General features: G+C 68.8%; 21 protein-coding genes. 7 read left to right on the top strand and 14 right to left on the bottom strand.

The window, feature by feature from the left end; genetic code table 11:
- Nucleotides 1–153 precede the first annotated feature (153 nt).
- Genes ftsE through ACWPMZ_RS13485 form a run of 4 tightly spaced genes read left to right on the top strand, consistent with a single transcriptional unit; the run spans nt 154 to nt 3,018 of the window.
- Entirely contained in the window at nt 154–891 is a 738-nt protein-coding gene (gene ftsE, locus ACWPMZ_RS13500; protein ID WP_455704581.1) for a cell division ATP-binding protein FtsE, read from the top strand.
- Nucleotides 891–1,817 carry a cell division protein FtsX gene (locus tag ACWPMZ_RS13495; RefSeq protein ID WP_455704580.1) on the top strand — a complete coding sequence of 309 codons (927 nt, stop codon included), beginning with the start codon at nt 891–893 and terminating at the stop codon, nt 1,815–1,817. Before ftsE ends, ACWPMZ_RS13495 begins: the two co-directional genes overlap by 1 nt.
- Complete coding sequence (locus tag ACWPMZ_RS13490; RefSeq protein ID WP_455704579.1) at nt 1,814–2,338, top strand: YdcF family protein; 525 nt, start codon at nt 1,814–1,816, stop codon at nt 2,336–2,338. Before ACWPMZ_RS13495 ends, ACWPMZ_RS13490 begins: the two co-directional genes overlap by 4 nt.
- Complete coding sequence (locus ACWPMZ_RS13485) at nt 2,335–3,018, top strand: lysophospholipid acyltransferase family protein (protein ID WP_455704578.1); 684 nt, start codon at nt 2,335–2,337, stop codon at nt 3,016–3,018. The genes ACWPMZ_RS13490 and ACWPMZ_RS13485 overlap by 4 nt, the downstream gene beginning before the upstream one ends.
- 4 nt (nt 3,019–3,022) lie before the next feature.
- On the opposite strand, the gene ACWPMZ_RS13480 is transcribed toward ACWPMZ_RS13485, so the two are convergent.
- Together ACWPMZ_RS13480 and hisC are read right to left on the bottom strand one after the other, a co-directional pair.
- Nucleotides 3,023–3,934: a prephenate/arogenate dehydrogenase family protein gene (locus ACWPMZ_RS13480; RefSeq protein ID WP_455704577.1), complete on the bottom strand. Its 912-nt coding sequence runs from the start codon at nt 3,932–3,934 to the stop codon at nt 3,023–3,025.
- Entirely contained in the window at nt 3,931–5,004 is a 1,074-nt protein-coding gene (gene hisC / locus ACWPMZ_RS13475) for a histidinol-phosphate transaminase (protein WP_455704576.1), read from the bottom strand. Before hisC ends, ACWPMZ_RS13480 begins: the two co-directional genes overlap by 4 nt.
- A gap of 102 nt (nt 5,005–5,106) precedes the next feature.
- Between hisC and metX the strand changes: the two genes are divergently transcribed.
- The 3 genes from metX to ACWPMZ_RS13460 are packed head-to-tail and all read left to right on the top strand — an operon-like array spanning nt 5,107 to nt 7,366.
- Nucleotides 5,107–6,210 carry a homoserine O-acetyltransferase MetX gene (gene metX / locus ACWPMZ_RS13470; protein ID WP_455704575.1) on the top strand — a complete coding sequence of 368 codons (1,104 nt, stop codon included), beginning with the start codon at nt 5,107–5,109 and terminating at the stop codon, nt 6,208–6,210.
- Nucleotides 6,210–6,797: a methionine biosynthesis protein MetW gene (gene metW / locus ACWPMZ_RS13465; RefSeq protein WP_455704574.1), complete on the top strand. Its 588-nt coding sequence runs from the start codon at nt 6,210–6,212 to the stop codon at nt 6,795–6,797. The genes metX and metW overlap by 1 nt, the downstream gene beginning before the upstream one ends.
- A gap of 8 nt (nt 6,798–6,805) precedes the next feature.
- On the top strand, nt 6,806–7,366 hold the full coding sequence (locus ACWPMZ_RS13460) for a sulfite oxidase heme-binding subunit YedZ (protein WP_455704573.1): 561 nt from the start codon (nt 6,806–6,808) through the stop codon (nt 7,364–7,366).
- Here ACWPMZ_RS13460 and ACWPMZ_RS13455 read toward each other — a convergent pair.
- The 12 genes from ACWPMZ_RS13455 to ACWPMZ_RS13400 all read right to left on the bottom strand — a co-directional run bounded on the left by ACWPMZ_RS13455 (nt 7,351) and on the right by ACWPMZ_RS13400 (nt 17,923).
- Nucleotides 7,351–7,863 (bottom strand): hypothetical protein, encoded by a 513-nt coding sequence (locus tag ACWPMZ_RS13455; protein WP_455704572.1) that lies wholly within the window; start codon nt 7,861–7,863, stop codon nt 7,351–7,353. The genes ACWPMZ_RS13460 and ACWPMZ_RS13455 overlap by 16 nt on opposite strands.
- A 73-nt stretch (nt 7,864–7,936) precedes the next feature.
- Nucleotides 7,937–8,710 carry a formate dehydrogenase accessory sulfurtransferase FdhD gene (gene fdhD, locus ACWPMZ_RS13450; protein WP_455704571.1) on the bottom strand — a complete coding sequence of 258 codons (774 nt, stop codon included), beginning with the start codon at nt 8,708–8,710 and terminating at the stop codon, nt 7,937–7,939.
- Nucleotides 8,700–8,984: a formate dehydrogenase subunit delta gene (locus ACWPMZ_RS13445; RefSeq protein WP_455704570.1), complete on the bottom strand. Its 285-nt coding sequence runs from the start codon at nt 8,982–8,984 to the stop codon at nt 8,700–8,702. Before ACWPMZ_RS13445 ends, fdhD begins: the two co-directional genes overlap by 11 nt.
- Nucleotides 8,981–11,851, bottom strand: a complete 2,871-nt coding sequence (gene fdhF / locus ACWPMZ_RS13440) for a formate dehydrogenase subunit alpha (RefSeq protein WP_455704569.1) — start codon at nt 11,849–11,851, stop codon at nt 8,981–8,983. The genes ACWPMZ_RS13445 and fdhF overlap by 4 nt, the downstream gene beginning before the upstream one ends.
- The gene (gene mobA, locus ACWPMZ_RS13435) at nt 11,841–12,371 is read right to left on the bottom strand and encodes a molybdenum cofactor guanylyltransferase (protein WP_455704568.1); all 531 of its coding nucleotides are present in this window, start codon (nt 12,369–12,371) and stop codon (nt 11,841–11,843) included. The genes fdhF and mobA overlap by 11 nt, the downstream gene beginning before the upstream one ends.
- 1 nt (nt 12,372) lies before the next feature.
- Nucleotides 12,373–13,920: an NADH-ubiquinone oxidoreductase-F iron-sulfur binding region domain-containing protein gene (locus ACWPMZ_RS13430; protein ID WP_455704567.1), complete on the bottom strand. Its 1,548-nt coding sequence runs from the start codon at nt 13,918–13,920 to the stop codon at nt 12,373–12,375.
- A complete protein-coding gene (locus tag ACWPMZ_RS13425; protein ID WP_455704566.1) occupies nt 13,917–14,348 on the bottom strand; it encodes an NAD(P)H-dependent oxidoreductase subunit E in 432 nt (143 codons plus the stop codon). The genes ACWPMZ_RS13430 and ACWPMZ_RS13425 overlap by 4 nt, the downstream gene beginning before the upstream one ends.
- The gene (fghA, locus tag ACWPMZ_RS13420; RefSeq protein WP_455704565.1) at nt 14,345–15,178 is read right to left on the bottom strand and encodes an S-formylglutathione hydrolase; all 834 of its coding nucleotides are present in this window, start codon (nt 15,176–15,178) and stop codon (nt 14,345–14,347) included. The genes ACWPMZ_RS13425 and fghA overlap by 4 nt, the downstream gene beginning before the upstream one ends.
- 9 nt (nt 15,179–15,187) lie before the next feature.
- Nucleotides 15,188–15,922 carry a CPBP family glutamic-type intramembrane protease gene (locus ACWPMZ_RS13415; protein ID WP_455704564.1) on the bottom strand — a complete coding sequence of 245 codons (735 nt, stop codon included), beginning with the start codon at nt 15,920–15,922 and terminating at the stop codon, nt 15,188–15,190.
- A gap of 16 nt (nt 15,923–15,938) precedes the next feature.
- Nucleotides 15,939–16,316 carry a VOC family protein gene (locus ACWPMZ_RS13410; RefSeq protein WP_455704563.1) on the bottom strand — a complete coding sequence of 126 codons (378 nt, stop codon included), beginning with the start codon at nt 16,314–16,316 and terminating at the stop codon, nt 15,939–15,941.
- A gap of 5 nt (nt 16,317–16,321) precedes the next feature.
- Entirely contained in the window at nt 16,322–16,702 is a 381-nt protein-coding gene (locus ACWPMZ_RS13405) for a VOC family protein (protein WP_455704562.1), read from the bottom strand.
- 108 nt (nt 16,703–16,810) lie between these two features.
- Complete coding sequence (locus ACWPMZ_RS13400) at nt 16,811–17,923, bottom strand: S-(hydroxymethyl)glutathione dehydrogenase/class III alcohol dehydrogenase (protein ID WP_455704561.1); 1,113 nt, start codon at nt 17,921–17,923, stop codon at nt 16,811–16,813.
- Nucleotides 17,924–17,951: the final 28 nt, after the last annotated feature.

Genomic DNA, 17,951 nt, shown 5'->3' with positions numbered 1-17,951 from the left:
CCGTCCTAAACCCCCGCGTGCCAAGGCAACAAGGTGCGGGGCCGTGAACAGCGCCCCGGCGTGGCTTTTTTCCACATCGATCAAAGGCTATAGCGCCTTCCGCATGAGCCCTGTTCCCGCCGTTTCGGTCATTCCGCGGCCCGGATTGCCGCGATGAGCAAGCCGGAGGGGAGCATCGTGCAGTTCGACAACGTCGGCCTGCGCTACGGCACCGACCGCGAAGTGCTGAGCGACGTGTCCTTCACGCTCTATCCCGGCAGCTTCTATTTCCTCACCGGGGCGAGCGGCGCGGGCAAGACTTCGCTGCTCAAGCTGCTCTATCTGGCGCAGCGCCCGTCGCGCGGAATGATCCGCATGTTCGGGACCGACGTGATCACCCTGCCGCGCGGCCGCCTGCCCGCCTTTCGCCGGCGGATCGGCACGGTGTTTCAGGATTTCCGGCTGGTCGACCACCTGTCCTCGTTCGACAACGTGGCGCTTCCGCTGCGGGTCTCGGGCATTCCCGAGAGCGAGGTCAGGAAGCCGGTGGCCGACATGCTCGACTGGGTCGGGCTGTCGCACCGCGCCGACGCCCGCCCGGCGACCCTGTCGGGCGGCGAGCAGCAGCGCGTGGCCATCGCCCGCGCGGTCATCGCCCGGCCCGAGATCCTGGTCGCCGACGAGCCGACCGGCAACGTCGATCCGGACATGGCGCTCAAGCTGCTGCGGCTGTTCGAGGCGCTCAATCGCCTCGGCACGACGATCGTCGTCGCCACCCACGACGTCCACTTGCTGAAGAAGGTGCCGGATTCGCTGATCATGCGGCTCGACAAGGGCCGCCTGCACGATCCGACCGGCGCCCTGCGCTATCCCCCGCGCCGCCAGCCCGCGTTCGACGAGGGGCAGGCCTGATGGCCGGGGCCGCCGCGATCATCCGCCGCAACCAGCCGCGCTTCGGGGGCGAGCGGTCGGGCATCCTGCAGCAGGCGCGGCTCGCCGGGCCGATGCCCTGGGTGATCGCGATCATGATCGCGCTGACGGTCGTCGCCGCGGCGGCCGGGCTGGCGCTCGCCAACCTCGCCTCCAGCGCGCAGGCGGAGATCGCAGGCGGCATAACGGTGCAGGTCGTCGAGGCCGCGCCGGCCGAGCGCGACCGGCAGGCCGAAATCGCGGTCGCCATTCTTTCCAACCGCGAGGACGTGGCCGACGTGCGCCGCGTGCCCGACGACGAACTGAACGCATTGATCGAGCCGTGGTTGGGGGATCTCGCCGGATCGGGCGACGAGGCGGTCCCCACCCCCGCCCTGATCGATGCCCGGCTGCGCGGGCCGGTCACCGGGCGGCGGCTCGCCGAGGTGGCCGACATTTTGCGCGCATCGGTTCCTTCGGCACGGGTCGATGCCCAGGCCGGCTGGCTGGCCCCGGTGTTCCAGGCGATCAGCTCGCTGCAGTGGCTCGCCATGGGCCTCGTCCTGCTGCTCGCGGCCACCAGCGCCGCGGCGGTATGGCTGGCTGCGCGCAGCGCGCTCGGCTCCAATCGCGAGACGATCGAGATCGTTCATCTGCTGGGCGGGACCGACCAGCAGATCGCCCGCATCTTCCAGCGCTCGATCGCGATGGACGCGGCGGTCGGCGGCGTCATCGGCCTGCTCCTGGGGCTGATTGCCGTGTTCCTCCTCGGCCGCCAGTTCGCCGCGCTGGGATCGGGCATGGTGGCCGGCGGGGGATTGGGGCCCTTCGACTGGGTTGTGCTGGGCGCAATCCCGGTTATCGGCGTTTTTCTGGCCATGCTGACGGCGCGCATTACCGTGCTGGGTGCGCTGAGGAGAATGCTGTGATCGGGCGGATTGCCGGTTTCCTGCTGATGATCTGGCTGGCCGGTTTCGTCTGGTTCGCCTTCCAGCTGCCGCAACCCGCGCCGGTGCGCGAGACGACCGACGTGATCGTGGTGCCGACCGGCGGGGTCGGGCGGATCGACCGGGGCGTGGAACTGCTGCGCCGGGGCGCGGCGAAGCAGCTACTCGTCACCGGCGTCGACGCGGAGGTCAAGCCGGCCGAATTCGCCGCCGAGTACAAACTGTCCGCGCAGGAGATGGACTGCTGCGTCAAGCTCGGGTTCTCGGCGCTCGACACCCGCGGCAACGCGCGTGAGACGGCGCAGTGGATCCGCGAGGGCAAGTACCGCTCGCTGCGCCTCGTCACCAGCGACTGGCACATGCGCCGCGCCGCCGCCGAACTCGACCCCGTCCTGCCGGCAGACGTGACCGTGGTGGAAGACGCGGTACCGTCCGAACCCTCTCTGCGGATGCTGTTCCTGGAATATCACAAGCTCCTGGCAAGTTGGCTGGCGAACGGGTGAGCGTGCTGCGCAGTCTCCTGTTTTACGCCGCGTTCTACCTCGGCTCGGTCTATTTCGTGCTCGCGACACTGGTCGCCTACTGGCTGGTGCCGGGCGATTTCCTGCGCCGCTTTCCCAACGGCTGGTCGCGCTATCACCGCTGGCTGGTGGTCCACGTACTCGGCATCGAGGTGCGCATCGAAGGGGAGCGGCCGCCCGGCCAGGCGCTGTTCGCGGTCAAGCACGAGAGCTTCTTCGATGCGATCGACCTGCCCACGCTGATCGAAAACCCCGTGCCCTTCGGCAAGGAAGAACTGTTCGCCATTCCCGGCTGGGGCGCGGCGGCCAGGGCCTATGGCGGGATTGCTGTCCAGCGCGAGGCGGGCGCCAAGGGCCTGCGCAAGATGATGGCCGAGGCCAAGGTCCACATCGCGACCGGCCGCAACCTCGCCATCCTGCCCGAAGGCACCCGCGTGCCCCACGGCACCCGGCCCCCGCTGCGTTCGGGCTTCGCGGGCATCTACAAGATGCTCGGCCTGCCGGTGGTGCCGATCGCGGTCAACAGCGGGCCGCTCTATCACCGCACCTGGAAGCGGCGCGGTACGATCACCGTGCGTTTCATGCCGGCCATCCCGCCCGGCCTGCCGCGCGAGGAGATCGAGGAGCGTGTGCACAGCGCGATCAACGCGGTGAACAGCTAGCTGCTCACTCCGCGTGGTCGCCGCGCCCGAAATCGGGCCGCGCGTCGTCCTGCCCCTGCTCGATGATCGACCGGCGGATCGCGCGGGTGCGGGTGAAAAGGTCGAACAGCGCATCGCCGTCGCCGCTGCGGATCGAGCGCTGCATGGCGGTGAGGTCTTCGGTGAAGCGGCCGAGCATCTCGAGCACCGCCTCGCGGTTGTTGAGGAACACGTCGCGCCACATGGTCGGATCGCTGGCCGCGATGCGGGTGAAGTCGCGAAAGCCGCCCGCGGAGTACTTGATCACCTCGCCCTGCGTCACGCCCTCCAGATCGCTGGCGGTGCCCACGATCGTATAGGCGATGAGATGCGGGATGTGGCTGGTGACCGCCAGCACGAGATCGTGGTGCGCGGCATCCATCACCTCGACCATCGAGCCCAGCGCGCGCCAGAATTTCGCCAGCCCTTCGACCTGCGCGGGATCGGCCCCGGCCGGCGGGGTGAGAATGCACCAGCGGCGATGGAACAGGCTGGCGAAGCCCGCGTCGGGGCCCGAGTGCTCGGTCCCGGCCACCGGGTGCGCCGGAACGATCGCATGACCGGGCAGGGCCTCCGCCAGAACCCTGGAGATCGAGGCCTTGGTCGATCCGACATCGCTGACCAGCGCGCCGGGGGCGAGCGCGGCGGCGAATTCGCGTGCTGCAGGGCCGATGGCGCCGACCGGCACGCACAGGATCACCAGGTCGGCCCCGGCGACCGCCTCGCTCGAGGTTTCGCACACCGTGCCGACAAGCCCGCGTTCCGCCGCGCGGCGGCGCACGGCGGGGTCGGCGTCGTAGCCCGTGGTCGCAACGCCCGGCAGATGCTCCGCCACGGCGAGGCCGATCGAGCCGCCCAGCAGGCCGAGGCCGATAATGGCGACGCGCTGGAAGCTCACCGGCACAGCTCCCGTAGCGCTGCGGCCACCGCGTCCATCTGCGCGGCGGTGCCGATGGTGATCCTGAGCGCCTGCGGCAGGCCCTGGCCGGGCAGGTGGCGCACCGCGAACCCCGCCTGCGCGATCGCGGCGAGCGCATCCTCGGCGCTGACCGACCCTTCGAACAGGACGAGCACGAAGTTGCCCTCGCTCGGCAAGGCCCGCAGGCCGTGGTTCCCCAGCGCTTCGATCTCGCCCACGAAGCGCGCGCGTTCGCGCCGGTTGTGCTCGCGCGTCGCGGTGACGAACGGCTGGTCGCCGAGCGCCGCCAGCGCGGCGGCCTGACCGCTCGCCGTCACGTTGAACGGGCCGCGAATCCGGTTGAGCGCGGCGACGATGGCCGGGGCGCCGGTGCCCCACCCCACCCGCTCGCCGGCCAGGCCGTAGATCTTGGAGAAGGTCCGCGTGACGAGGACGTTCTCGTGCGTTGCGGCCAGTGCCAGCCCGCCGTCGTCGTCGTCCGGCGCGAGGAATTCGGCATAAGCCTGGTCGTCGACCAGCAGGACATGCGGCGGCAGGCCGGCATGGAGGCGCGCGACTTCCGAACGCGGCAGGAAGCTGCCGGTCGGGTTGTTCGGGTTCGCCAGGTAGACCAACCGCGTCCGCTCGGTCAACGCAGCGAGCAGCTTGTCGACATCGGCGGCGAAATCGGTGTCGTCCACCTCCACCGGCGTCGCGCCGCAGCGCCGCGCGGCGATGTCGTAGACGGCAAAGGAGTAGCGCGGAAACATCACCTCGTCGCCCGGGCCGGCAAAGGCCTGGGCGGCCAGGTTGAGCAGCTCGTCGGACCCCGTTCCACAGACGATGCGCGCCGGATCGATCCCGTGCAGCTCGCCGAGCGCGGCGCGCAGCGCCTTACTGTCCGGATCGGGATAGTCGGCCGGCCCCGCCGCCGCGGCGCGGGCCTCGAGCGCCAGGGGGCTGGTGCCCAGCGGATTCTCGTTCGCCGACAGCTTCACCAGCGGCCGCCCGTCCGCCCCGGCCGACTTGCCGGGCACGTAGGCATGGATCGCCGCGATCCAGGGCTTCATCTGCGGCGTCGTCGGGGCTTGGGCGTCCGTCACGGCGGCGCGCATAGCGTCTCAGCGCGGCGATTGACAGCATTTGCGGCAGCCCCCATCCCTCGCGCCGCCATGCCCGTTGCCAATGCCTTTGCGGGAAAGACCCTGACCCTGGACGCGCCGCTGCCGCTCGACAGCGGGCAGGCGCTGCCGGGCGTGACGCTGGCCTACGAGACCTACGGCGAGCTCGCGCCCGACAAGGGCAACGCGATCCTGCTGTTCCACGCCCTGACCGGCGACCAGCACGTGGCGAGCGCCCACCCAATGACCGGCAAGCCGGGGTGGTGGGAACGGATGGTGGGCCCCGGCAAGCCGATCGACACGGCACGCTTCCATGTCATCTGCGCCAACGTGATCGGCGGCTGCATGGGCTCGACCGGGCCGGCAAGCGCGGGGCAGGACGGCGCGCCCTGGGCCATGCGTTTTCCCGTCATCACGATCCGCGACATGGTGCGCGCGCAGGTCGGTCTGCTCGATGCGCTGGGGATCGACCGGCTCCACGCGGTCGTCGGCGGGTCGATGGGCGGGATGCTGGCCCTGAGCATGGCGGCCAATTTCCCCGAACGCGCCAGCCGTGTGCTCGCAATCGCCACGACCGCCCGGCACAGCGCCCAGAACATCGCCTTCCACGAGGTCGGCCGCCAGGCCGTCATGGCCGACCCGCTGTGGAACGGGGGCGATTACTACGGCAAGGGCAAGGGGCCGGAGAAGGGCCTCTCGGTCGCGCGCATGGCGGCGCACATCACCTATCTGAGCGAAGCAGGGCTGACCGAGAAGTTCGGCCGCCGCCTGCAGGACCGCGAGGCCAAGAGCTTCGGCTTCGATGCCGACTTCCAGATCGAGAGCTACCTGCGGCACCAGGGCGTCAGCTTCACCGACCGGTTCGATGCCAATTCCTATCTCTACATCACCCGGGCGATGGACTATTTCGACCTCGCCGAAGAGCACGGCGGGCGGCTGGCCGATGCCTTCGCCGCGGCCAGCGGCACCCGCTTCTGCCTGGTCAGCTTCGATACCGACTGGCTCTATCCGACCACCGAATCGCGCCACGTGGTCCACGCGCTCAACGCGGTGGCGGCGCCGGTCAGCTTCGTCGAGCTTTCCGCGCCCTACGGCCACGACAGCTTCCTGCTCAATGTCCCGGCGCTGGACCGCGTCGTCAGGGGCTTCCTCTGATGACCCTGCGCGCCGACCTCGCCAAGATCGCCGAGCACGTGCCGCAGGGGGCGCGGGTGCTCGACGTGGGCTGCGGCGAGGGCGAGCTGATGGCCGAACTGCAGGGCGGCAAGGGGGTCGACGCGCGCGGGATGGAAATCGATCCCGAACTGGTCGAGCGCGCGGTCGCCCGCGGGCTCTCGGTGATCCAGGGCGATGCCGACCGCGACCTGGCCGATTATCCCGACGGCGCGTTCGACGTCGCGATCCTGAGCCAGACGCTGCAGACCGCCGCGCGGCCCGACTGGATGCTCGGCCAGTTGCTGCGCGTCGGGCGGCAGGCCTTCGTCAGCTTCCCCAACTTCGCCTACTGGCGGATGCGCGTCTCGCTGCTGCGCCACGGGCGCATGCCGGTCACCCGCCACCTGCCCGTCAGCTGGTACGAAACGCAGAACATCCACCACGTCACCGTGGAGGATTTCCGCTCCCTGCTGCGCGACATGGGCGTGAAGGTGGAGGATGCCTGGTATTTCACCGGCGGCCGCGAGATCGGCGGCAGCGGCGCGAACTGGCGCGCCGAGCACGCGGTGTTCCGGCTGAGCCGATGAAAGGCCGCATGCTGCTCTGGCTCCTGCTCGCCTTGCCCGGCGGGTGGATGCTGTGGCGCTATTTCGCAACGCCCGACGCCTACGGCTACGGCCACATCATCGGCGACAGCGGCGACTGGGCGGCCTGGCTGCTGATGGCGACGCTGGCGGTCACCCCGATCCGCCTGGTGTTCGGCACGGGGCCGTGGACCCGGTGGCTGCTGCTGCGGCGGCGCGATCTGGGCGTGGCCAGCTTCGCCTATGCCGCCGGGCACACGGCGATCTATCTCGTCCGCAAGGCCGATGCGGCAATCGTCTGGGCCGAGGCTGCAACGCCTTACCTGCTGGCCGGCTGGGTCGCGCTGGCGCTGTTCGTGCCGCTGGCGGTCACATCCAACGATGCCTCGGTCCGGCGCCTCAAGCGATCATGGAAGACGCTGCACCGGCTGGTCTACCCGGCGGCGATCCTGGTGTTCGTCCACTGGGTGCTGTCGGCCTTCGAGCCGACCACGGCCTGGATCCATATCGGGATCCTGGCCGCGATCGAGCTCGTCAGGGTCGTGCTGCAGGCCCGTCAGAGAGTGACGTAGCTGCGCAGGCGCGCGACTTCGGCGGCATCGACGTACTTGCCGATCTCGCGGTCGAACACGCCCATGTCGGCGTAGGGGCGGTATTCCTCGAACTCGTGAACCATCTTGTCGGTCATGCCGGGGATGAGGCGGATTTCCTCCTCGCTGGCGGTGTTGAGGTTGATCGGCACGAACACGCCCGCGCGCACGGCTTCTGCCTGCTCGGCGGTCAGCGTTTCCATCAGCTTGGTGTTGAAGGCGGTGACGTTGGCGTAGGGCCGGCCGGCGACGACCGCGGCGGCGATCTCGGGCGTCATGCCCGGGGCGGCGGCGAGTTCCTCGACCGTGGCGTTGTTGGCATCGAGCACGGCGCTGGCGGCAGGCGTCGCAGCCGCCGCGCCGGTCGCGGCATCGGCGGCCACGTCCTCGGCCGGCGGGGCTTCCTCGGTTCCGCCCGAGCAGGCGGCGAGGGTCAGGGCGGCGCCGGCGACGGCGGCATAAAGGGCGGTCTTGCGCATGGGGGGATGCTCCTTGTTGCGAATCGATTGCAAGAATTGGCTGATAGCAGCGCGTACCGAGCCGTGGGAAGGCCTATTCCGGCTGGCCGACCCGCAGCACGCTGTCGTCGCGCGCCAGGCACCACAGGCTCAGCCCCGCCGCCGCCGCCCGGGCGACCGCCATGCTGGTGGGCAGCGACACCGTGACCAGCCGCGTCGCCCCCGCGCGGACCGCCTTTTCGACGATCTCGTACGAACAGCGCGCGGTCGAAAGGATGAAGCCTGCCGCCGGATCCTCGCCCGCCGCCGCAAGCGCGCCGACGAGCTTGTCCATCGCGTTGTGGCGGCCGACATCCTCGCGCACCGTGCGGATCGTGCCCTCCAGTGCGCAGAAAGCAGCGGCGTGGGCCGCGCCGGTCGCGCGGGTCAGCGGCTGGTGATCGCGCAGCGTGCCCAGCGCGGCGAAGATCGCGCGCGGGTCCAACTCTGCGTGCGCCGCAACCGGTGGCAGCGGCCGCCCCACCGCCTCCAGGTTCTCGATTCCGCACAGTCCGCAGCTCGATTCCGCCACGCGGGTGCGGACACGCTCGGTTAGCTTGTCGATGCCCAGCCCGGCGAGCTGCGCGCGCACGATCCAGCCCAGATCGGTTTCAGCCACCGCCACGTCCGTCAGGTCGGCCGCGCTGCCCGCCAGCCCTTCGGTCAGTGCGAAGCCACGGGCGAAATCCTCCAGGTCGGCGGGCGTCGCCATCATCACGGCGTAGCTGAGGCCGTTGAACTCCAGCGCAACGGGCACCTCGGGCACCCATTCGCGCGATACGGGCCGGGTCGATCCGTCGGGACCGACCTGGACCGTCTCACCCCGCATCGGAGTTGTACATGCCGCCGTGCTTGGCGAACTCGGTCGCGCGGGTTTGCGAGGCGGGCTTGTTGCCTTCGGCCAGGTGAGCGATCGCCGCGGCGGCGGTCTCGCTCAGCTGGCTCCAGTCGTCGGCGAAAATCGCCGCCTTCATCCGCGGGTCCCAGAACTGTTCGATGTGGTCGGCCGTCGCCAGCACTGCGCGGTCATGGCCGATCGCCGTGAAGTTCAGGGCGATCTGGTTGGCCATGCGGCGCAGGGTGGCATTGTAATCCTTGCTCATTCGGCCGGTTCCATCGCCCCGTCGGCATCGACGCCGCTCTGGATGCGGCGCGACTTCTCGGACCAGGATTCGTAGGTTTCCTGCCAGTCGCTCGGCCCGTTGCTGGGCATGACCTGGACCGCGGTGACCTTGTATTCGGGGCAGTTGGTCGCCCAGTCCGAATAGTCGGTTGTCACCACGTTGGCCTGCGTCGCGGGGTGGTGGAACGTGGTGTAGACCACGCCCGGCGCCACGCGGTCGGTCACGGTCACGCGCAGCGTCGTTTCGCCGGTACGGCTGTTCAGCTTGGCCCAGTCGCCGTCCTTCAGCCCGCGGTTCTCGGCATCGGACGGGTGCATTTCCAGCATGTCCTCAGGGTGCCAGACGGTGTTCGCCGTGCGCCGCGTCTGCGCGCCGACGTTGTACTGGGACAGGATGCGCCCGGTGGTCAGCAGCAGCGGGAAGCGCGGCCCGGTCTTCTCGTCGGTCGGGACGTAGTCGGTCACCACGAACAGCCCCTTGCCGCGCACGAAGCCTTCCATGTGCATGACGGGCGAACCGTCGGGGAACTTCTCGTTGACCGGCCACTGGACCGATCCGCGTTCCAGCAGCATCTCCCACGAGACGCCGGCGAAGCTGCCGGTCAGGCGGGCGATCTCGGCCAGGATCTGGCTGGGGTGGGTGTAGGTCCAGTTCGCGCCCAGCGCATTGGCGAGCAGCTGGGTCACCTCCCAGTCCGAATAGCCGCCGTTTGCCGGTTCCATCACCTTGCGGACCGGTTGGATGCGCCGCTCGGCATTGGTGAAGGTGCCGTCCTTCTCGAGGAAGGTCGAACCCGGCAGGAAGACGTGCGCGTAGTTCGCCGTTTCGTTGAGGAACAGGTCGTGCACGATCACGCAGTCCATCGCCTCGAGCCCGGCGGCGACGTGCTGGGTGTTGGGATCGGACTGCAGGATGTCCTCGCCCTGGATGTAGATCGCCTTGAAACTGCCATCGACCGCGGCATCGAGCATGTTGTTGATGCGCAGGCCCGGGTTGGGATCGAGGCTGACGCCCCAGTCCTTCTCGAACAGTTCGCGCGTCGCGCCGTCCGACAGGTGGCGATAGCCCGGCAGTTCGTGCGGGAAGCTGCCCATGTCGCAGGCGCCCTGCACGTTGTTCTGGCCGCGCAGCGGGTTCACGCCCACGCCCTTGCGGCCGATGTTGCCGGTGACCATCGCCAGGTTGGCGATCGCCATCACCGTGCTCGAACCCTGCGAGTGCTCGGTCACGCCCAGGCCGTAGTAGATCGCCCCGTTGCCGCCGGTGGCATAGAGCCGGGCAGCGGCGCGCAGGTCTTCGGCGGGGACGCGGGTGACCGCTTCCAGTGTTTCGGGGCTGTGCCGTTCGTCGGACACGAAGGCGGCCCAGTCCTCGAACGCTTCGACGTCGCAACGCTGGCGGATGAACTCCATGTTCGCCAGGCCCTCGGTCACGATGACGTGGGCCATCGCGGTCAGCACGGCCACGTTGGTGCCGGGCTGCAGCGGCAGGTGATGCGCCGCCTCGATGTGGGGGCTGCGCACGAGATCGATCCGCCGCGGGTCGACCACGATCAGCTTGGCGCCCTGCCGCAGCCGGCGCTTGAGGCGGCTGGCGAAGACCGGGTGCCCGTCGGTCGGATTGGCGCCGATGATCAGCGCCACGTCGGTGTGCATGACCGAATCGAAGTCCTGCGTGCCGGCGCTGGTGCCGAACGTGGTCTTCAGGCCGTAGCCGGTCGGGCTGTGGCAGACGCGCGCGCAGGTGTCGGTGTTGTTCGAGCCGAAGACCGCGCGGATCAGCTTCTGGACGAGGTAGGTCTCCTCGTTGGTGCAGCGGCTGGACGTGATCCCGCCCAGTGCCATCGGCCCGTGCTCCGCCTTGATCGCGTTGATCCGGCCCGCGGAAAAGGCCAACGCCTCGTCCCACGAGACCTCGCGCCACGGATCGGTGATCCTCTCGCGGATCATCGGGCTCGTGATTCGGTCCTGGTGGTTGGCGTAGCCATAGGCGAAGCGGCCCTTGACGCAGGAATGCCCGCGGTTGGCCTTGCCGTCCTTCCACGGCACCATGCGCACCAGCTGTTCGCCGCGCATCTCGGCGCGGAAAGTGCAGCCGACCCCGCAATAGGCGCAGGTGGTGACCACGGCCCGTTCCGGCTTGCCGATCGCCTTGACGCTCTTTTCCTGCAGCGTGGCGGTGGGGCAGGCCTGCACGCAGGCGCCGCAGCTGACGCATTCGCTGGACAGGAAATCGTCGTCCGCCTGGCCGGCCGAAACCTTGCTGGCGAAGCCGCGCCCGTCGATCGTCAGCGCGAAGGTGCCCTGCACCTCGTCGCAGGCGCGCACGCAGCGGCTGCAGACGATGCACTTGCTGGGGTCGAAGTCGAAATAGGGGTTCGAGTGGTCGGTCGACAGCGCCAGGTGGTTGTCGCCCTCGTAACCGTAGCGCACGTCGCGGAGGCCCACGGCCGCGGCCTGGTCCTGCAACTCGCAGTCGTTGTTCGCGCTGCAGGTCAGGCAGTCGAGCGGGTGGTCGGAGATGTACAGCTCCATCACGCCCTTGCGCAGCTTGTCGAGCCGCGGCGTCTGGGTCTTCACCTTCATGCCCGGCATGACCGGAGTGGTGCAGCTTGCGGGCGTGCCGCGCGCGCCCTCGATCTCGACCAGGCACAGGCGGCACGAGCCGAAGGCCTTCACGTTGTCGGTCGCGCACAGCTTGGGGATCGACCCGCCGATCTCGGCTGCGGCGCGCATCACGCTGGTGCCCGCCGGGACGGTGACCTCGCGCCCGTCGATGGTCAGCGTGACCGCTTCCTCGCTCAGCGACTTCGGCGTGCCGAAATCTTCTTGCCGTTCATAACCCATGGCGCTTCTCCGCGGCGGCGAGATCCGCCGGTGTGTTGATGTTAGCAGGTTCGTGCGCGGTTTTCACCGGGCGTGCTCCGATCGCCTCGGCGAAGTGCAGCATCGAATGCCGCTCGCCGCTCTCGAGGATACGTTCGATCTCGCCTACGGCTCCCCGCGGCCAGTGCCCGACGACCGGCTGGTCGGCGAGAAAGGCGGGGGCCGGGCTGAGCAGGTCGAGCAGGTCTTCGGGCAGGTCGGCGCTGTCGACGCCGCAGGTCAGGACGGTAGCATAGCCCTCGTCGTCCGCATGGTGCAGCCCGGCGGCGATCCCGGCGAGCGGACCCATCCCGGCGCGCGGCCAGTCGGGGATGCACGGCGCGGGGCCGTGGTCGCGCCCGGCGATGATCACGTGCTCGCAAAAGCCCGCCAGGCCGTCGACCGCGCGCGCCAGCAGCGTGCGCCCGGCCAGTTCGGCCAGTGCCTTGTCGCTGCCGAAGCGGGTGGACAGACCGCCTGCGAGGACCACGCCGAGGATCATCCTATTCCGCCGCCTCGGCAGGAAGGGTCTCGCCGCCGATGAAATCTTCCGGCCAGTGCTTGAGCGCGCTCATCACCGGATAGGGCGTGAAGCCGCCCAGCGCGCACAGGCTGCCGAATTTCATCGTGTCGCACAGGTCGGTCAGCAGGGCGATCTCGTCGCCCGCGCTGCGGCCGTGGCGCGGGGCGTTGTGCATCTGCGGCGCCCGCTCGATGATGTCGGGCGTGCGGCCGCCGGCGCGGATGCGGTCGATGATCTCGACCCCGCGCACCGAGCCGATCCGGCACGGGGTGCACTTGCCGCAGCTTTCGGCGGCGCAGAACTCCATCGCGAAGCGCGCCATCGCGCCCATGTCGGCGGTATCGTCGAACACCGTGATCCCGCCATGCCCGATCAGCGCGTCGGCCGCGGTATAGGCTTCGTAGTCGAACTCGATGTCGAACTGGTCGGGATGGAGATAGGCGCCGAGCGGCCCGCCCACCTGCACCGCCTTGACCGGCCGCCCGCTCTCGGTTCCCCCGCCGATTTCGTGGACCAGTTCACCCAGCGAGATGCCGAACGCCACCTCGAATAGCCCGCCGTGCTTGATGTTGCCGGCGAGCTGGATCGGCATCGTGCCCTTGGAGCGGCCCATGCCGAGCCCCTCGTAATGTCCCGCCCCGCCTTCGGCCAGGATGTGGGGCACGGCCGCCAGCGTAAGCACGTTGTTGACCACCGTCGGCATGCCGAACAGGCCCTCGAGCGCCGGAAGCGGCGGCTTCGCGCGAACTTCGCCGCGCTTGCCCTCGAGCGAGTTGAGCAGCGAGGTCTCTTCGCCGCAGACGTATGCTCCCGCGCCGACCCGCACTTCGCAGCGGAACGGGGCAATGGTGTCGCGGCACAGTTCGAGCGCCTGGTTCAACTTCCGGATGGCATCCGGATACTCGCTGCGGATGTAGATGTAGCCTTGGTCCGCCCCCACGGCCGCGCCCGCGATGGCCATGCCCTCGAGGAGCTGGAAGGGATCGCCTTCCATGACCATGCGGTCGGCGAAGGTCGCGCTGTCGCCTTCGTCGGCATTGCAGACGATGTACTTCTGCGGCGCCGCGGCGCCCGCCACGGTCTTCCACTTGATGCCTGCGGGGAAACCCGCTCCGCCGCGCCCGCGCAGGCCGGATCGGGTAACCTCTTCGATGATCTGCGCCCCGCCGATCGTGCGCGCTCGGGTCAGACCCTGCCAGCCGCCCGTGGCGGTGTAGTCGTCCATGCTGGTCGGCCGGGTCTTGCCCGCCCGGGCGAACGTGAGCCGCTGCTGCCGGGCGATGAACGGGTGGTCCTCGATCGTGCCGATGGCGATCTCGGCCGCGCCGCCTTCCAGGATGTCGTCGACATCCTCCAGCGTGGCAGGGCCCCAGCCCTTGCCGTCGATCGCCACCATCGGCTCGAGCCACTGCATGCCCCAGCTCGACACGCGGTGCACCTCGCAGCCCCTGCTCTCGAAGGCCGTGGCCAGTTCGTCGGCGCCCAGCGCCCGCGCCAGCGCGTCGTCGGAAATCCTCACCAGGGTCATGACACGCCTCCGATGATCGCTTCGAGCCTCGGCCCGTCGAGCCTGGCGTGAAGCCGGTCGCCCACGCGCGCCGCCGGCCCCTGGCTGCACAGGCCCAGGCAATAGACGGTGTGCAGCTTGACCCGGTCACCGGCCGCCGCCCGCGCGCCGTCCATCAGTTCTTCGACACCGCGCGCCTTGCACGCCTCGGCCCGGCAGATCTGCACGACGGGGCGCGGTTCGGGCTTGGTCGAGTAATCGTGGTAGAAGCTGACCACCCCGTGCACGTCGGCGCGGCTCAGGTTGAGCCCCTTGGCGATCAGCGCCTCGCTCTCCTCGTCGACGCAGCCGAACTCATCCTGCACGGCGTGCAGGATGGGCAGCAACGGCCCTTCGCGATGGTGATGTTCGGCGATTATCGCGCCGATCTTTTCCGACTTGGAACTCACTTCAGCCTCTCCGCGTGCCACTTCACATGGTCGTCGATGAAGGTGGATACGAAGAAGTACGAGTGATCGTAGCCTTCCTGCATCCGGATCGTGGCGGGCATATCCGCCTTGCGGCACGCCTCGTCCAGCAAGCGTGTCTTTAGCTGATCGTCGAGGAACTGGTCGGCGGTGCCCTGATCGACCAGCAGGTCGGGCAGCCGCGCACCGTCTTCGATCAGCGCGCAGGCATCGTACTCGCGCCATGCCGCGCGGTCGCCTCCGAGATAGCCGGTCAGCGCCTTTTCGCCCCACGGGCAGTTGAGCGGGCTGACGATCGGCGCGAATGCGCTGGTGGAGGCGAACCGCCCGGGATTGCGCAGCGAGACGGTAAGCGCACCGTGGCCGCCCATCGAATGGCCCGAGATTCCCTGGCGCGCCATGTCCAGCATCGGGAACTCCGCTTCGATCAGTGCCGGCAGTTCACGCTCGACATAGCTGCGCATGCGGAAACTGGCGGCCCAGGGATCCTGCGTCGCATCGACATAGAAGCCCGCGCCCTTGCCGAAATCGTACGCCTCGTCATCGGGCACATCATCGCCCCGCGGCGAGGTATCGGGCCCGATCAGCGCGATGCCGTTTTCGGCGCAGGCGCGATGATAGTGGCACTTGATCATCGCGTTTTCGTGCGTGCAGGTCAGGCCCGAGAGCCACCACAACACGGGCAGCTTCTCCCCGGCGCGGTGGTCGGGGAGGAAGACCTGGAAGGTCATCGGCGTGCCCGTCTCGGCGCTCTGGTGGGTGTAGACCCCCTGCGAGCCGCCGAAGCACTTCGATTGACTGACCCGTTCCATTCTATCCTCTCAGGCGAGCCGGCCGGTAAGGCCGATGAAATTGTGGCCGACCATCGGCGCCAGCAGGCTGCCGCTCTTGAGCCGCATGATGGCCAGGATCGTCCCCGCGACCGCGGTCAGCGCGAGCAGGAGGGGGTTGAAGCCGATCCCCGCCCCGTTGGGAAATATCCCGTGGGCGAGGGCGAAGACGATCGTGCTCATGACCGCCGCCCAGGCCAGCGCCTTCCCCGTCCCGCCGAGCGCGACCGCCAGGGCGGAGAGAAGCAGACCGCGATACATCACCTCTTCCTCGATGCCGGGCAGGGTTAGATGATAGACCCAGCCGAAAGCCCCTTGCGGGGGGTCGGCTGCGGCCGGATCGAAACCGCCCGGAAGCGTACCAATCAGCGCCAGCAGCGCGATACCCCCGATCGACCACACCAGCGTCCCGGGCGCCTGGCGCGCGACCAGCCCCAGCCCCTGGCGGGTCAGCAGCGGGTGCCGCCCCCAGGCAAGCGCGATCAGGGCCGCTCCCGTGGCGAGTTGCGCCGACCGGCTGTACCAGCGGGCTTCGGCGGGCATCTGTCCCACACCTTCGGGCAGGGTCCAGTACCCGGCCAGCGAATAGAGCGCATAGGCGAGCGCCGCGAAGCCGAACCAGCGCCAGTCCAGCGTCGTCTGCCGGCTCGCCCTGAGCGCCAGCGCCAGCAGGAGCACGGGCAGCCACCAGCAGGCGAACAGGATCAGCGACGTGGCGACAGGCATGGCGATCCGCGTCCGGTCACACGCCCGGCGGGCAGAACGCGCAAAGCTTGTTGCCTGCAGGGTCGCGCATATAGGCGCCGTAGATCGGCGGGTCTGCATAGGGGCGTTCGCCGGGAGGACCTTCGTCGGTGCCCCCGTTCGCCATGCCCCCGGCATACCATGCGTCGACCGCGGCGCGGTCCTTCGCCTGAAAGCCGATCGTTCCGCCATTGGCATGGGTCGCCTCGCCGTCGGCCGGCGGGCCGACCATGAACATGCCGGTTTCATGCGACCCGTACATGGCGTGGATATCGCCCTTGTACTGCCCGGTGATGCCCAGGCCGGCGAAGGCCGCGTCGTAGAAGGCTATCGACGCGGCCGGATCCTTGCTGCCGACCCTCACATGGGTGAACATGGCCGTTACCGGTCACCCACGTTGGGGGTGAACACGCAGATCTTGTGCCCGTCGGGATCGCGCAGGTAGGCGCCGTACATGTTGCCCGGGCTGGCGGCACGGAAGCCGGGCGCGCCTTCGTCGGTACCGCCGGCCTCGAGCCCGGCCTGGTGCCAGGCGTCGACCTCGTCATAGCTCTTCGCCTTCAGGCCGAGCGTGTGACCGTTGGAAACCGTCGCGTCCTGGCCATCGGCCGGCTTGGCCACGATGAACGAGCCTTCGGCGCTGGGATAGACGGTGCCGTGCGGCAGCGGATGCCCTTCGAAGCCGAGCGCGCCCATGACCCTGTCGTAGAAGCTGCGCGATTTCTCGATGTCGTTGGTGCCCAGAAAGACGTGATTGAACATGGCCTCTTCTCCTCTCCGGCGGCGTGCGGAATCGTCCGCGCGCTGCGGTTGCTTATCACATAGACGAAACTTTCGGACTTGTGAAAGTCTGAAAGTCCGATTCTGTCGTCAGTATACCACGACGGAGCGGATGGATTCGCCCGCGTGCATCAGGTCGAAGCCCTTGTTGATCTCTTCCAGGCTCAGGACGTGGGTGATCATCGGATCGATCTCGATCTTCCCGTCCATGTACCAGTCGACGATCTTGGGCACATCGGTCCGCCCCTTGGCGCCGCCGAACGCCGTCCCGCGCCAGTTGCGGCCGGTCACCAGCTGGAACGGCCGGGTGGCGATTTCCTTGCCCGCTTCGGCCACGCCGATGATGATCGAGGTGCCCCAGCCGCGATGGCAGGCTTCGAGCGCGGTGCGCATGACTTCGGTGTTGCCGGTGCAGTCGAAGGTGTAGTCGGCCCCTCCGTCGGTCATCTCGACGATCCTGGCGACGATTGTGTCGCGATTCATCCCCGTGGTGTTGACGAAATCCGTCATGCCGAACCTGCGGCCCCACTCCTCGCGCGCGGGATTGATGTCGACGCCGATGATCTTGTTCGCGCCGGCAAGCTTCGCGCCCTGGATGACGTTGAGGCCGATCCCGCCGAGCCCGAACACCACCACGTTGTCGCCGACCTGCACCTTGGCGGTATTGGTTACCGCCCCCACGCCGGTGGTCACGCCGCAGCCGATGTAGCAACTGGTCTTGAACGGCGCGTCCTCGCGGATCTTCGCCACGGCGATTTCCGGCAGCACGGTGAAGTTCGAGAACGTCGAACAGCCCATGTAGTGGAAGATCGTCTCCCCCTTGTAGGAGAAGCGGCTCGTCCCGTCGGGCATCAGTCCCTTGCCCTGCGTCGCGCGGATCGCGGTGCACAGGTTGGTCTTGCCCGACAGGCACGACTTACACTGGCGGCATTCGGGCGTGTAGAGCGGGATCACGTGGTCGCCCGGCCTGACGCTGGTCACCCCCGCCCCGACTTCGCGCACCACGCCCGCGCCCTCGTGGCCGAGCACCGAGGGAAAGATGCCTTCGCTGTCGAGCCCCTCGAGCGTGTAGGCGTCGGTATGGCAGATGCCGGTCGCCATGATCTCGACGAGCACTTCGCCCGCCTTCGGCCCCTCGAGATCGAGTTCCACGATCTCGAGCGGCTGCTTGGGGGCAAAGGCAACGGCGGCACGGGTCTTCATTGTCGGCAGTACTCCAGCTTCCGCGGCG

This window comes from Tsuneonella sp. HG222 (assembly GCF_053819185.1).
The sequence above is the reverse complement of the archived record's forward strand: the minus strand, read 5'-3'. Positions and strand labels throughout refer to the sequence as shown.

Coding starts and splice junctions, on each gene's coding strand:
- metX (WP_455704575.1), top strand. CDS start 5,107: ATGCCCGTTGCCAATGCCTTTGCGGGAAAGACCCTGACCCTGGACGCG.
- fdhD (WP_455704571.1), bottom strand. CDS start 8,710: ATGCGGGGTGAGACGGTCCAGGTCGGTCCCGACGGATCGACCCGGCCC.
- ACWPMZ_RS13445 (WP_455704570.1), bottom strand. CDS start 8,984: ATGAGCAAGGATTACAATGCCACCCTGCGCCGCATGGCCAACCAGATC.
- ACWPMZ_RS13410 (WP_455704563.1), bottom strand. CDS start 16,316: ATGTTCACCCATGTGAGGGTCGGCAGCAAGGATCCGGCCGCGTCGATA.
- ACWPMZ_RS13400 (WP_455704561.1), bottom strand. CDS start 17,923: ATGAAGACCCGTGCCGCCGTTGCCTTTGCCCCCAAGCAGCCGCTCGAG.
- ACWPMZ_RS13405 (WP_455704562.1), bottom strand. CDS start 16,702: ATGTTCAATCACGTCTTTCTGGGCACCAACGACATCGAGAAATCGCGC.
- fdhF (WP_455704569.1), bottom strand. CDS start 11,851: ATGGGTTATGAACGGCAAGAAGATTTCGGCACGCCGAAGTCGCTGAGC.
- ftsE (WP_455704581.1), top strand. CDS start 154: ATGAGCAAGCCGGAGGGGAGCATCGTGCAGTTCGACAACGTCGGCCTG.
- ACWPMZ_RS13460 (WP_455704573.1), top strand. CDS start 6,806: ATGCTGCTCTGGCTCCTGCTCGCCTTGCCCGGCGGGTGGATGCTGTGG.
- fghA (WP_455704565.1), bottom strand. CDS start 15,178: ATGGAACGGGTCAGTCAATCGAAGTGCTTCGGCGGCTCGCAGGGGGTC.
- metW (WP_455704574.1), top strand. CDS start 6,210: ATGACCCTGCGCGCCGACCTCGCCAAGATCGCCGAGCACGTGCCGCAG.
- ACWPMZ_RS13430 (WP_455704567.1), bottom strand. CDS start 13,920: ATGACCCTGGTGAGGATTTCCGACGACGCGCTGGCGCGGGCGCTGGGC.
- ACWPMZ_RS13415 (WP_455704564.1), bottom strand. CDS start 15,922: ATGCCTGTCGCCACGTCGCTGATCCTGTTCGCCTGCTGGTGGCTGCCC.
- ACWPMZ_RS13455 (WP_455704572.1), bottom strand. CDS start 7,863: ATGCGCAAGACCGCCCTTTATGCCGCCGTCGCCGGCGCCGCCCTGACC.
- hisC (WP_455704576.1), bottom strand. CDS start 5,004: ATGAAGCCCTGGATCGCGGCGATCCATGCCTACGTGCCCGGCAAGTCG.
- mobA (WP_455704568.1), bottom strand. CDS start 12,371: ATGATCCTCGGCGTGGTCCTCGCAGGCGGTCTGTCCACCCGCTTCGGC.
- ACWPMZ_RS13495 (WP_455704580.1), top strand. CDS start 891: ATGGCCGGGGCCGCCGCGATCATCCGCCGCAACCAGCCGCGCTTCGGG.